This window comes from Adlercreutzia sp. St.1H8 (genome assembly GCF_059728655.1).
Genome location: NZ_AP039376.1, coordinates 1,983,983 through 1,997,310, shown reverse-complemented (window position 1 = coordinate 1,997,310; position 13,328 = coordinate 1,983,983). Strand labels below are relative to the sequence as shown.

Sequence of the window (13,328 nt, the reverse complement as noted above, 5' to 3'; positions counted from 1 at the left end):
CCCGGCTGATGCTGCGGAAGCGGAAGGGGTTCTCGCCCTCTCACTCCAAGCGGATGTCGCGCTCCATGCGCTCGTCCACCATCGGCACGCACGTGGCGCGCGACGGCCGCCCGGCCCGCGCCGGCGGGCGGCGCCCCAACGCCGAGGCCGTCGAGTTCTCCAACGCGCGCAAGCGCCAGCGCGCCGTGCGCGGCTACGTCGACCAGGTGGCGCCCGCCACGAGCACGCGCGAGAGCGACGAGGCCTACTCGCGGCGCACGGGCCGGCGCGGCTACGTGCAGGAGATGCAGCACAAGAAGCGCGTGCGGCGCATCGCCTTCGCCGTGGCCACGGTGGTTCTCGTGGCCGCAGTGGCCGTGGGCGCGGGCGTGTTCACCTACTTCGCGTCGTCGGACTCGCGGCTCTCGCTCGACCACTCCAACGCCTCCGAGGCGCTCGTGGCGGCCGCCGACGGCGAGCCGTCCTACCTGCTGGCCGCCGCCGAGCTGGGCACGGCCACGGCGGCGGGCGGCCCGCAGACCGAGGCGTACCTGCTCATGCGCCTGGATCCGGCCAACCGCGTGCTCACGTTCCTGAGCATTCCCGGCACCATCGAGGTGCGCCTGTCGGACAACGAGGCGCACCCGCTCTACGAGGCGCCCGCCGTCGGCGGCGACGCCGAGCTCGTGCGCGCCGTGGCGGCCCTGGCTGATGTGGACATCGCGCACTTCGGCCGCACGAACGCCATGGGCATCGCGCATCTGGTGGACGTCGTCGGCGGCGTGGAGGTGGACGTGGCGGAGGAGGTGGACGACCCGCGGGCGTCCACGCTGCTCATCGAGGCGGGCACGCGCACCCTGGACGCCCAGGAGTCGCTTGCCTTCCTGCGCGCCTCCAACTACGCCACCGGCGTGGAGCGCCAGGCGGCCAACCAGGTGGCGTTCTCGGTGAGCCTGGCCAACGCGGCGCTGTCCTCGGAGGGCATCGGGTTCGCCGCGCGCCTGGCCGACATGGCCGAGTGGGTGGAGACCGACTGGAACTCGTCGCAAATCATGGCGCTGGGAGATACCCTGCGCCCGCTCGACACCGCCACCGTGTACGCCGGCCTTGTGCCGGGGCGCGTGGTGGACGAGGACGGACGGGCGCGCTATGTCGTGAACGACGCGGAGTGGCAGGCGATGATGGACGCGGTGCGCGCCGGCGCCTCGCCGCAGGCCCCCAACGCCGACGTGGCCGCCCTCGACCGCACGGCCGTTACCGTGGAGATCCGCAACGGCGGCGGCGTGGCCGGCGCGGCGGCGAAGATGGGCGAGCTGCTCAGCGCCGACGGCTACCAGGTGACCAAGGTGGGCAACGCCGATGACGGCGGCGTCTACACCGAGACGCTCGTCGTCTACAAGGATCCCGCCTACGAGGCCGCCGCGAAGGCCATCGTGGCCGACGCCGGCGCCGGGCGCGTGGTGAACGGCGGGGATTTCTACACGTTCTCCGACAACGTCTTGGTGATGGTGGGCCAGGACTGGGTGCCGGTGGTGTGACCCGCCCCGACCGTCCCTCCGCAGCGACGAGGCGGGCGGAGCGCGATAGCGTCTTGGTGACGGCGGCGCGGGATCGCATCGCCGGCGGCGCAGGGCGGGGCACGCTGTGCTATCATTCCCTGGAACTGACGAATCCCTCTGAAAGGACGTGATCATGGTAGAGAAGTCCGATGTGGCCGCCGTGCTCGAGCTCATCCGCCCCAGCCTCCAGGCTGATGGCGGTGATGTGCAGCTGGTGGACGTGTCCGAGGACGGCGTGGTGACCGTGGAGCTGCAGGGCGCCTGCAAGGGCTGCCCGATGTCCCAGATGACCCTGGCCAACGGCGTCGAGCGCATCCTGAAGGACCGCGTTCCCGGCGTGACCAGCGTGGTGCCGGCCGACCTGTAGGCCGCGCTGAGGCATGAGGTAGGCGGGGGCGGGCTCACGGGCCCGCCCCCGCTCGTTTGCGAGGAGGGGAACATGGAGAAGTGCTGGGAGCGTCGCGGCTGCGACGAGGAGATGCAGGGCCGCTGCCCCCACAACATGCCGGGGGAGCCGTGCCCGTCCGAGTGCAACTTCGCCGCCTGCGTCCGCAAGACCCACGTGGTCACCGACGACCTCGACCTCATCCTCAACCCCGAGCATGACTACGCCGCCGCCGTGAAGGAGGTCTGCCGCATCTGCGAGCACTTCCTCACCCACGGGCCGGCGCTCTCCGAGCGCGTGGGCGACGTGGAGCGCCCGGGCAACCCCAACCGCTTCCTGCTGTAGGCGCGCCGCCGCGGCCTTCTGCTACAATGGCCGCAGGAAGGCGGCGACCGAGAGGAGAGGAGGCGGCATGAGCCAGGCGATAACCTGCCCCGCATGTGGGGAGGCCGGTCTTGACGTGGCCTCCTATGACTCCATGATGGTTCTGCGCCCCGATGCGGCGCTGTTCTCCCTCACCTGCCCGCGCTGCGGCGCCAAGGTGTCGTCTCTCCAGCCCATTCCCGAGGCCCTGCGCGAGGAAGTGCGCTTCGCGGCCATCGAGGTGGGCGCCGGCATGGGGCAGGGGTAGCCGTGCTCGACGCCCTCTATCACAGCATCGATCCCGTGGCGCTCTCCATCGGGCCTCTCGTCATCCGCTGGTACGGCATCGCGTACGTGCTCGGCTTCGTCTGCGCGGCCCTCATCGTCTGGCGCGTGGCCCGGCGCTGGCGCGTCTCGGTGGATGTCGACTCGCTGCTCACCATTATGATCTGCGTCATCGTGGGCGTCATCGTGGGCGGGCGGCTCGGCTACGTCCTGTTCTACGGCGACGGCTACTACCTGGCTCATCCGCTGGAGATCGTCGCCTTCAACAAAGGCGGCATGAGCTTCCACGGCGGGCTCGTGGGTGCGCTCGCGTCGGGCATTCCCGCGGCGCGGCTCACGCGCATCCCATACCTCACCCTGGCCGATCTGGGTTGCATCGCCGCCCCGATGGGGCTGTTCTTCGGGCGCTGTGCCAACTTCGTCAACGGCGAGCTGTGGGGGGCGCCCACCGACGCGCCCTGGGGGGTCGTCTTCGGCGGGGCGGCCGGCCTCATGCCGCGCCATCCCTCGCAGCTCTACGAGGCGCTGCTCGAGGGCGTCGTCATCTTCTGCGTGCTCTACGCGCTGTCGCGCCGGCTGCCGCCGCGTCCTCGCGGCACGTTCCTCGGCGTCTTCCTGCTCATGTACGGCACGTTCCGCTTCCTCGTCGAGTTCGTGCGCGAGCCCGACGCGCAGCTGGGCTACCTCTGGGGCGGCTGGCTCACCATGGGCCAGGTGCTCTCGGTGCCGCTGGTGCTCGTGGGCGCGGGCGTGCTGGTCTACGCGCTCTCGCGCCGGCTGCCGCAGCGCGGGGCGGCGGGCGCCCAGCCGGCGGACGCGGACGATCCGACGGCCCGCTAGGCCCGGCCGCGACCCGGCGCAGCCGCTCTCGCCCTGGCGCCCCCTCCTGCGTCCCCGCCGGAGCGCCGCGTCGCTTTGCCGCACCTGCCCCGGTGTTTCGCGCTCTCGCGTGGTACCGCCGGCGGGGCGTGCTGTGGTTGCCGCCACTAAATCCCGCCGGAATGGCACTAATCCCCGGTTTGGTACGGTGCCGAGGCCCCCGGAGGGCGCCTGGCGCTCGCGCCGCCGACGTTTGCCCAGGTGGCGCCTCGCGGGTGCGGCCTCAGATCCTCCCCATAGGGCACGCGACCGTACCAAACTCCGGATTAGTGCCATTTTTCGCCGAAAAAGTGGCAGCAGCGCCCGCCGTCCAAGGCTCCGATGCCCTCTGCCCCCGCGCCGCGCCGCGCCAGGCGCCCGCCGCCCCGCCCTGCGACCCGCGCCTCTTGAGGTTACGGCGTGTAATCGGTCGGCAGGTGGGTTCACGAGCAGGGCCGCTGCGCCGTACAATACTCGGCTGAGGGCCGCGAGCCCTTCCCGCCGCGTAGACGCCGGCGGGTCGCGTCAACCCGGGACACCCCGGCTAGCTGAGAAAAGAGGTCTGCCATGGACATCAAGTTCTACAAGTGCGAGCACTGCGGCAACATCGCCGTGAAGGTCGTCGACCACAACGTGCCGCTGTTCTGCTGCGGCGAGAAGATGGTCGAGCTGGTCGCCGACAGCACCGACGCCGCCACCGAGAAGCACGTGCCGGCCGTCACCCGCGAGGAGGGCCACCTCCACGTGAACGTCGGCAGCGTCGACCACCCGATGCTCCCCGAGCACTGGATCCAGTTCATCTGCCTGGTCACCGACAAGGGCTACGAGGTGCACCCCCTTGTCCCGGAGACCCCGCCCGCGACCGACTTCTTCGTCGCCGAGGGCGTGCAGCCCCTCCGGGTCTACGAGTACTGCAACCTCCACGGCCTGTGGGTGACGGAGCTCTAGCCCGTCGGCGGAGAACCGCCCGCATCGGGTCGCGGGGCGTCGGGCGCCTTGCGGCCCTCGCCGGTTCGTCCGTGAATTCTTACCGCACCGCCCTTGCATTGCGCGAGGGCGGTGCTATTATATGAAGGCTTGTGTCTCGCCTTGGTCGGAAACCAAGGCATCGATTCCTTGGTCGGAAACCAAGGAGATGAGGAGAGAACCCACCATGAAGCAGGGAATCCATCCGGAGTACGTCGAGTGCGTCGTGAAGTGCAGCTGCGGCAACACCTTCACCACCCACTCCACCAAGCCTGAGCTGAAGATCGACATCTGCAACGCGTGCCATCCGTTCTACACCGGCACCCAGAAGCTGATCGACACCGGCGGCCGCGTGCAGCGCTTCGCCGACCGCTTTGGCTCCGCCAAGGACGTCGTCGCCGAGCGCGAGGCCGCCAAGAAGGCCGAGCGCGCCGCTAAGGCCGCCGAGCGCGAGGCCGCCAAGAAGGCCGAGCGCGAGGCTAAGGCCGCTGCCAAGGCCGAGCGCGCCGCCGCCTTCGCCGCTGAGGCTGCCAAGGCCGCCGCGGTGGAGGAGAGCGCCGTCGAGGCTGAGCGCGGTGCTGAGGAGACGGTTGCCGAGGCCGAGGCCGCCGCTGCCGCCACCGCCGGCGACGTGGTCGAGGAGGCCGCTGCCGCCGAGGCCGCCGTGGACGGCGCCGCCGAGTAGGCTCCAAGCTCCGCAGCATGCGGGCGCCTTGGAGGCGTCCGGAGGGGAGGGCCCGCCGTAAGGCGGGCCCTCCCGCGTTCTGAGGCCATCCCGGGGTTTTCGCCGCCTCTGAAACCTCCCGGTAACCTCGGCCGCTATAATCAGGGCTTGTACCGAGGAAGGGGACTGCCATGGTGACGAATCCCGAGCAAGACTTCGTGCTCAAGACCATCAAGAGCCGCGATGTGCACTTCGTGCGCTTCTGGTTCACCGACGTGCTGGGCACCATGAAGTCCTTCGCCGTCATCCCGGGCGAGCTGGAGAACGCGTTCTCGGTGGGGATGGGATTCGACGGCAGCTGCGTGGAGGGCTTCTCCTCGGGCCTCGAGTCCGACATGCTCGCCTTCCCCGACGCCGACACCTTCCAAGTTCTGCCTTGGCGCCCGGCCGCCAATGGCGTTGCGCGCATGTTCTGCTCCATCCGCACGCCCGACGGCGCGCCGTTCGAGGGCGACCCGCGCCAGGTGCTCGACCGCATGGTGCGCAAGGCCGCCGATATGGGCTACGTCTTCAACGTAGGGCCCGAGCTGGAGTTCTACTACTTCCGCAACCCCGATTCCACCGAGCTGCTCGACCGCGGCGGGTTCTTTGACCTGACCTCGCTCGACTACGCCTCAGACCTGCGACGCGACACGGTGCTCACGCTGGAGAAGATGGGCATTCCCGTGGAGTACTCGCACCACGAGGTGGGCCCCTCGCAGCACGAGATAGACCTGCGCTACGCCGATGCGCTCTCCATGGCCGACGCGGTGATGACCTACAAGCTGGTGGTCAAGGAGATCGCCATGAAGCACGGGGTCTATGCGTCGTTCATGCCCAAGCCGCTCGGCGACGCGCCGGGCTCGTCCATGCACGTGCACCAGAGTCTCTCCGACTTGGACGGGGTCAACGTCTTCTTCGACGCAGACGACCCGCTCGGATGCAACCTCTCGGAGGTGGCCAAGCGCTACCTGGCCGGCATCCTGCGCTACGCGCCGGAGTTCTGCGCCGTCACCAACCAGTACGTGAACTCCTACAAGCGCCTCGTTCCCGGCAGCGGGGGGCCGGCGTGCCTGGGCTGGTCGCGTCGCAACCGCGGGACGATGGTGCGCGTGCCGGGCTACCGGCCGCACAGCGAGGCCGGGTGCCGCATCGAGCTGCGTAGCCCCGACCCGGCGGCCAACCCCTACCTGGCCTTCGCCGTCATGCTGGCCGCGGGCCTCAAGGGCATCGAGGAGGGCCTCGAGCTGCCGCCGCCCGTAGACGACGCCGACTTCTCGCAGATGAGCGCCCAGCAGCTGCGCGAGCGCGGGGTGGCCCTGCTGCCGCAGACGCTCGGCGAGGCGGTGGAGCTGCTCGCCGAGAGCGAGCTCATGCGCGAGACGCTCGGCGAGCACATCCACGGCTACCTCGTGGCCGCCAAGCGGCGCGAGTGGAACGAGTACCAGCGCGCGGTGACCCCCTGGGAGCTCGAGCGCGGCCTGGCGGTGCTCTAGCCATGCAGCGCAAGACGGTCATCTTCGTGGCGGACAGCCTCGACAACGCGCATAAGTTCCAGCGGGTGCTCTCAGGGTTCGACGTGGAGGTCGCGGCGGGCTCGTCGGTGCAGCTCAAGAAGCTGCTCTCCCAGCATCCCAACCACGACCTGGTCATCTACGAGGCGCGCGGCGACGCGCTGACGAACGTGGCGTCGGTGGAGTCGGCGCTGGCCGAGGACGGGTCGACCGCGATGCTCGTGATAGTGGGGGAGGACCAGCTCGGCGAGTTCCGCCTGCCGGTGCAGGTGAAGGCGGACTTCGTGGTGCACGGCGCCTCGTCCGACGAGTGCGCCGCGCGCATCCGCCAGCTGCTGTGGCCCGGCAACGAGGGCGGCGCGGGGGACTTCATCGTCGTGGACTCCATGACCGTGAACCTGGCCACCTACCAGGTGAAGGTGGACGGCGAGCCGCTCGACCTCACCTACCTCGAGTACGCTCTGCTCGCCTTCCTCGTGACGCATCCGGGCCGCACCTACTCGCGCGACGCGCTGCTGCGGCGTGTGTGGGGCTTCGACTACTACGGCGGCAGCCGCACGGTGGATGTCCACGTCCGCCGCGTGCGCGCCAAGCTCGGCCCCGACCTGGCCCAGCGCCTGGAGACGGTGCGCGGCGTCGGTTATCTCTGGAGCGCCTAGGGCCGGCTGCCGGATGCCCGCGGGAAGGTTTTCCCGCGGGCGTTGCCGTGTGAGGGGCGGGCGCGGCGGGCGGGGCGCTATACTGGATGCCCGAATGCCCGCGCTACGTAAGGATCCCCATGACGAAGAAGATCGCCGTCATCGACGGAAACTCGCTCATGCACCGCGCCTACCATGCCGTGCCCCCCACGATGAACGCGCCCGACGGCACGCCCACCAACGCCGTCTTCGGCTTCCTCGCCATGCTGCTCAAGTTCATCGACATGGCCAAGCCCGACGCGCTCGTGTGCGCCTTCGACGCGGGCAAGCCGGCCTTCCGCATCGAGGCGCTCGAGCAGTACAAGGCCCAGCGCCCGCCGATGGACGATGAGCTGCGCGTGCAGTTCCCCATCATGGAGGAGCTGCTCGGCGCCATGAACGTGCCCGTCGTGAAGGTGAAGGGCTGGGAGGGCGACGACATCTTGGGCACCATCGCCGCGCGCGACGAGGAGCTGGGCTACGAGACCCTGCTCGTCACCGGCGACAAGGACGCCTACCAGCTGGCGAGCGCCGCCACGCGCATCGTCACCACGAAGCGGGGCGTCACCGACATCGCCATCTACGGGCCTGAGCAGGTGGAGGAGCGCTACGGCGTCACGCCCGAGCAGTTTCCCGACTTCCTCGGGCTCATGGGCGACTCCTCCGACAACATCCCCGGGGTGCCGGGCATCGGCGCGAAGACGGCGGCCAAGCTGCTCCAGCGCTTCGGCACCATGCAGGGCATCTACGACAACCTCGCCGAGCTCAAGGGCAAGCAGCTCGAGAATCTGCGCGACAACGAGGAGGCCGCCTTCCTCAGCCGCGACATCGCCACCATCGTGCGCGACCTCGACTTCCCCCTCGATTTGACCGAGGCCGCGTTCCCGGCGTTCTCGGCCGAGGCGGTGGAGGAGGCCTTCGGGCGCTACCAGCTGACGAGCCACCTCGTCCGCGTGCTCAAGCTCGTGGGGGCCGAGGCCACGCGCGCGGAGGCGAAGCTCGCATGGGAGCCCCTCGTCACCGGCGCGGAGGCCCCGGCGCTCGTCGAGGGCGCGCTCTCCGCTGGCGAGGTGATCGGCGTGGCCCTCATGGAACCCGAGCAGATCTCGCTCTTCGACAACGCGGTGACGGGAGCCTTCGCCACCTCGCGGGGCACGGCGGTGCTCGCCGGCGACGAGGCCCTCGCGCTGTTCGCGCGCGTCCTGCGCGAGGGCACGTTCGCCGCGCTCGACGCCAAGGCGGCCGTCCGCCGCGTCTATCCGGCCGATACGTCGCTGCCCGCGCTCGTCGACGAGGCGGACCTGGCTGCCATGGACGCCTTCGACCTGGGACTGGCTGGCTACGTGCTCAACTCGTCGGTGTCCGCCTACACCCTCGAGGCCCTCATGGAGGCCCACGGTGGCGGCGCGCTGCCGGAGGTCGCCGGAGACGAGGCGCGCGCCGCCGTGGCCGCAGCCGCCGCGCGCCACTTAGTGGAGCCCCTTACCCGCGCCCTGGAGCAGGAGGGGTCGCTCGCGGCCTACCGCGACATCGACCTGCCCCTCGTGGCGGTGCTCGCCGCCATGGAGCGCACGGGCGCGGCGCTCGACGCCGAGCGCCTGGCTGAGCTGGGCCGCAGCGCCCAGGCCGAGCTTGACGAGCTGTCCCAGCAGATCATCGACGTGGCCGGCGAGCCCTTCAACATCGACTCGCCCAAGCAGCTGGCCCACATCCTGTTCGAGGTGCTCGGGCTCACGCCGCTCAAGAAGAACCAGCGCGGCTACTCCACCGACGCGAGCGTCCTGAAGGAGCTGGCCAAGGAGAGCGAGCTGCCGGGGCTCATCCTGCGCTACCGCGAGCAGGCCAAGCTCAAGTCCACCTACATCGACGCCCTGCCGCGCATGCGCGCCGGCGATGGGCGCGTGCACACGCAGTTCAACGAGACGGTCACCACCACCGGCCGCCTCTCCTCCTCCGACCCCAACCTCCAGAACATTCCCGTGCGCACCGAGGCCGGCCGCCAGATCCGCGCCTGCTTCGTGCCGCTCGCGCCAGGCGAGCTGTTCCTCTCGGCCGACTACTCGCAGATCGAGCTGCGGCTGCTCGCGCACCTCTCAGGCGATGAGCACCTGGTGGCCGCGTTCAACTCCGGCGCCGACTTCCACGCCTCCACCGCCGCGCGCGTCTTCGGGCTGCCCGTCGAGGAGGTGACGCCCGAGCTGCGCAGCCGCGCGAAGGCCGTGAACTTCGGCATCGTCTACGGCCAGCAGGCCTACGGGCTCTCGCAGAGCCTGGACATCCCCTTCGGCGAGGCCAAGGCGATGATCGACCGCTACTTCGAGGCCTACCCCGGCGTGCGCGCCTACCTGGACGCCACGGTGGCGAAGGCGGCCGAGGACGGGTTCGCCGAGACGATGTTCGGCCGCAAGCGGCACATCCCCGAGCTCAAGGCGCGCAACGCCCAGCAGCGCGGCTTCGGCGAGCGCACGGCCATGAACCACCCCATGCAGGGCAGCGCCGCCGACATCATCAAGATGGCGATGAACGAGGTGGAGCGCCGCCTGCGCGAGGAGGGCTTCGCCGCCAAGCTCATGATCCAGGTCCACGACGAGCTGGACTTCTCGGTGCCGGCGGACGAGGTGGAGCGGCTGGCCGCCATGGTGAGGGAGGTCATGGAGAACGTGGTGGCGTTGGCGGTGCCGCTTGACGTGGACGTGTCCTGGGGCGCCACTTGGGCCGAGGCGCACTAAAAATGCGCAATTTGCTGTTGACGGTCACGCGCCCCGCTGGTAGGATATTGCCTTGCGTTTAGTCACATTCAAGGAGATATATACTATGTACGCAATCGTTAAGACGGGCGGCAAGCAGTACAAGGTCGCTCCCGGAGACAAGTTGAACATCGAGAAGCTGGACGTCGAGCCTGGCGACAAGGTCGAGCTGGAGGCCATCTGCGTCGTCGACGGCGACAAGGTCGAGGCCGATCCGGCCAAGGCCGCGGCCACCAAGGTCGTCGCCACCGTGCTCGAGCAGTTCAAGGGCGAGAAGCAGCTGGTCTTCAAGTTCAAGAAGCGTAAGAACTACAAGAAGCTGCGCGGCCATCGCCAGCAGCTCACCCGCGTGAAGATCGAGTCTGTCGGCTCCGCTAAGGCCGAGTAGCAGCGCAAGGGAGGTTTGAATCATGGCACACAAGAAGGGCTTGGGCTCTACCCGTAACGGCCGCGACTCCCGCGCTCAGCGCCTGGGCGTCAAGAAGTTCGGCGGCGAGTTCGTGAAGACGGGCAACGTCATCGTCCGCCAGCACGGCACCCACTTCCACCCCGGCGAGAACGTCGGCCGTGGCAGCGACGACACCCTGTTCGCCCTGTGCGACGGCACCCTGGAGTTCACCAAGGGCGTCAAGCGCAAGGTTCACGTTCGTCCGCAGGCATAAACGCACACAGCTTAACGACTGCGTATCATCTCTGTTATATCGGTGCCCTCTGCTTGCCAGGGGGCACTTTTCGTTACGTAGGGCCGAGGAGGTCCCCATGTTCATCGACAAAGTGCGCATCCACGTGCGCGGTGGCAACGGCGGCGCCGGCTGCATGTCGTTCCGTCGCGAGGCCCACGTCCCCAAGGGCGGGCCGGACGGCGGTGACGGCGGCCACGGCGGCAACGTGGTGGTCCAGGCGGACGCGAGCGTGTCCTCGCTCATCGAGTACCGCTTCAAGCACCACTTCAAGGCCGAGCGCGGCACCCATGGCCGCGGCAGCCGCATGCACGGCGCCCAGGGTGAGGACCTCGTGCTCAAGGTGCCGGTGGGCACCGTGGTGCGCGAGTACTTCGAGGAGGCCAGGGAGACCGGCGAGCTCATCGCCGACCTCACCCATGACGGCGAGGCCGTCACCGTGGCCCGCGGCGGCATGGGCGGTCGCGGCAACATCCACTTCGTCACGTCCACCCGCCGGGCTCCCGCCTTCGCCGAGCTGGGCGAGCCGGCTCAGGAGGGCTGGATCGAGCTGGAGATGAAGCTCATGGCCGACGCGGCGCTCGTGGGCATGCCGAGCGCCGGGAAGAGCTCGCTCATCGCCAAGATGAGCGCGGCGCGCCCCAAGATCGCCGACTACCCCTTCACCACGCTCGTGCCCAACTTGGGCGTGGCCACCTCGGGCGATCTGTCCTTCGTCGTGGCCGATATCCCCGGGCTCATCGAGGGCGCGCACGAGGGGCGCGGCCTGGGGCATGAGTTCCTGCGCCACATCGAGCGCACGGCGCTCATCGTGCATATCGTGGACCTGACGGGCGACTACGAGGGGCGCGATCCGCTGGAGGACTACGACATCATCAACCGCGAGCTGGCGCTCTACGCGTCTGAGCTGGCCGAGCGGCCGCGTATCGTGGTGGCCAACAAGATCGACGTGCCCGGCACCGAGGAGGCGTGCGAGCGCCTGGCCGCGCGCGTGCGCGCCGACTCAGTGGCCGCGGCCGGCGGCAACGAGTTCGCGCCGAGCCCCATCGACCCCAAGCTCTACCGCATCTCGGCGCTCACCGGCGCCGGCGTGGACTCGCTCAAGGCGGCCATCGCCACCAAGGTGCACGAGCTGCGTGAGGCTGCCCGCGACGCGGCGGCCGCCGACGTGCAGTACGAGCACGTGTGGGAGCATCGCCGCGAGGCGCGCGACAAGCGCTTCACGGTCACGCGCGAGGGCGACGCCTTCCGCGTCACCGGCGGCCAGGTGGAGCGCATGGTGGTGCAGACCGACTGGGAGAACGAAGAGGCTGTCGTCTTCCTCCAGCACCGCATGAAGCGCCTCGGCGTCGATGACGCGCTGCGCAAGGCCGGCGCGCTCGACGGGGACGAGATCCGCATTCTCGGCTACTCCTTCGACTACGAGTCGCCCGAGGGGCACGTGGACGTCTATCAGGAGCTGGACCTGTGACGGGGGCGGACGCGGCGTCGCGCCGCCTCGTGGTCAAGATCGGCTCCTCCACGCTCACCACGCCCGACGGCCGGCCCGACTACGCCTACCTTGACGGCCTGGCCGAGCAGATGGCCGCCGTGCGCGCCGAGGGCTGGCAGCCGGTCATCGTGACGAGCGCGGCCATCGCCTGCGGGCTGGAGGCGCTCGGCATCGCGGAGCGCCCGACCGACATGCCGAGCCTTCAGGCCGCGGCCTCGGTGGGGCAGGGCGCGCTCTCGGCGGCCTACGCGAGCGCCTTCGCGAAGCGGGGGATGCTCACCTCGGTGGTGCTGCTCACCCGTCGCGACACGGCTGACCGCACCGCCTACCTCCACGCGCGCGACACGCTCACGCGCCTGCTTGAGCTGGGCGTGGTGCCCGTGGTGAACGAGAACGACACGGTGTCGGTCGAGCAGATCCGCTTCGGCGACAACGACACGCTGGCCGCGCTCGTGGCCTGCCTCATCGACGCCGACCTCATGGTGATCCTGTCGGACATCGACGGGCTCTACGACGACAACCCCCGCCGCAACCCCGACGCCCGCCTCATCGAGCGGGTGGAGCGCATCGGCAAGGACGTGATGGCCGTGGCCGGCGAGGCGGGGACGGCCGTGGGCTCGGGCGGGATGATCACCAAGATCAAGGCGGCCCGCGTGCTCATGGCGGCGGGCATTCCGATGGTCATCTGCCAGGGGCGCCGCCCCGGCTGCGTGGCCGACGCCGCGGCCGGGCGCGCGGTGGGAACGCTGTTCACCGCGCCGGCCCGCCCGCACGCCATCACGCCGAAGAAGCTCTGGATAGCGCTGGGCGACGCCGCCCGCGGCACCATCACGGTGGACGCGGGCGCTCGCGAGGCGCTTGTGCGCGGCGGCAAGTCGCTTCTCGCCGTGGGCGTGCGGGCCGTGGAGGGCTCCTTCGCCTGCGACGACATCGTGGACGTGGCCGACGGCGAGGGGCACGTGTTCGCCCGCGGCCGCGCCGCCGCCGCGAGCGACCTGCTCGCGCTCGCGGCGGGAAGGACCCGCGAGGAGCTGGCGGCCAACGCCATCCTGGCCGTGCTGGACGAGAAGCCGGTCATCCACCGCGATGACCTGGTGCTGTTCGAGTAAGGAGGAGTTCG

General features: G+C 69.9%; 14 protein-coding genes. All 14 read left to right on the top strand.

Annotated features, from left to right (window positions below; translation table 11 throughout):
- Nucleotides 1-8 precede the first annotated feature (8 nt).
- The 14 genes from AC6I0Y_RS07845 (at nt 9) to proB (ending at nt 13,317) form a co-directional block, all read left to right on the top strand.
- Nucleotides 9-1,517, top strand: a complete 1,509-nt coding sequence (locus AC6I0Y_RS07845) for an LCP family protein (RefSeq protein WP_497730748.1) — start codon at nt 9-11, stop codon at nt 1,515-1,517.
- 154 nt (nt 1,518-1,671) lie between these two features.
- Entirely contained in the window at nt 1,672-1,905 is a 234-nt protein-coding gene (locus AC6I0Y_RS07840; protein ID WP_160709289.1) for a NifU family protein, read from the top strand.
- A gap of 72 nt (nt 1,906-1,977) precedes the next feature.
- The gene (locus tag AC6I0Y_RS07835) at nt 1,978-2,268 is read left to right on the top strand and encodes a hypothetical protein (RefSeq protein ID WP_160709287.1); all 291 of its coding nucleotides are present in this window, start codon (nt 1,978-1,980) and stop codon (nt 2,266-2,268) included.
- 67 nt (nt 2,269-2,335) lie between these two features.
- A complete protein-coding gene (locus tag AC6I0Y_RS07830) occupies nt 2,336-2,554 on the top strand; it encodes a CpXC domain-containing protein (protein ID WP_160709285.1) in 219 nt (72 codons plus the stop codon).
- Between the two features lie 2 nt (nt 2,555-2,556).
- Nucleotides 2,557-3,411: a prolipoprotein diacylglyceryl transferase gene (lgt, locus tag AC6I0Y_RS07825; RefSeq protein ID WP_160709283.1), complete on the top strand. Its 855-nt coding sequence runs from the start codon at nt 2,557-2,559 to the stop codon at nt 3,409-3,411.
- Nucleotides 3,412-3,996: 585 nt separating this feature from the next.
- Entirely contained in the window at nt 3,997-4,377 is a 381-nt protein-coding gene (locus tag AC6I0Y_RS07820; RefSeq protein WP_160709281.1) for a desulfoferrodoxin family protein, read from the top strand.
- A gap of 205 nt (nt 4,378-4,582) precedes the next feature.
- Nucleotides 4,583-5,080 carry a 50S ribosomal protein L31 gene (rpmE, locus tag AC6I0Y_RS07815; protein ID WP_160709279.1) on the top strand — a complete coding sequence of 166 codons (498 nt, stop codon included), beginning with the start codon at nt 4,583-4,585 and terminating at the stop codon, nt 5,078-5,080.
- 170 nt (nt 5,081-5,250) lie between these two features.
- Nucleotides 5,251-6,594 (top strand): glutamine synthetase family protein, encoded by a 1,344-nt coding sequence (locus tag AC6I0Y_RS07810; RefSeq protein WP_160709277.1) that lies wholly within the window; start codon nt 5,251-5,253, stop codon nt 6,592-6,594.
- A gap of 2 nt (nt 6,595-6,596) precedes the next feature.
- Nucleotides 6,597-7,271 (top strand): winged helix-turn-helix transcriptional regulator, encoded by a 675-nt coding sequence (locus AC6I0Y_RS07805; RefSeq protein ID WP_160709275.1) that lies wholly within the window; start codon nt 6,597-6,599, stop codon nt 7,269-7,271.
- A 119-nt stretch (nt 7,272-7,390) separates the two neighbouring features.
- A complete protein-coding gene (polA, locus tag AC6I0Y_RS07800; protein ID WP_497730741.1) occupies nt 7,391-10,018 on the top strand; it encodes a DNA polymerase I in 2,628 nt (875 codons plus the stop codon).
- 85 nt (nt 10,019-10,103) lie between these two features.
- Nucleotides 10,104-10,424: a 50S ribosomal protein L21 gene (rplU, locus tag AC6I0Y_RS07795; RefSeq protein WP_160709271.1), complete on the top strand. Its 321-nt coding sequence runs from the start codon at nt 10,104-10,106 to the stop codon at nt 10,422-10,424.
- A gap of 22 nt (nt 10,425-10,446) precedes the next feature.
- Nucleotides 10,447-10,698, top strand: a complete 252-nt coding sequence (rpmA, locus tag AC6I0Y_RS07790) for a 50S ribosomal protein L27 (RefSeq protein ID WP_160709269.1) — start codon at nt 10,447-10,449, stop codon at nt 10,696-10,698.
- Between the two features lie 97 nt (nt 10,699-10,795).
- Nucleotides 10,796-12,187, top strand: coding sequence for a GTPase ObgE (gene obgE / locus AC6I0Y_RS07785; RefSeq protein ID WP_497730738.1), 1,392 nt, complete (start codon nt 10,796-10,798; stop codon nt 12,185-12,187).
- A complete protein-coding gene (proB, locus tag AC6I0Y_RS07780; protein ID WP_160709265.1) occupies nt 12,184-13,317 on the top strand; it encodes a glutamate 5-kinase in 1,134 nt (377 codons plus the stop codon). The genes obgE and proB overlap by 4 nt, the downstream gene beginning before the upstream one ends.
- Nucleotides 13,318-13,328 lie beyond the last annotated feature (11 nt).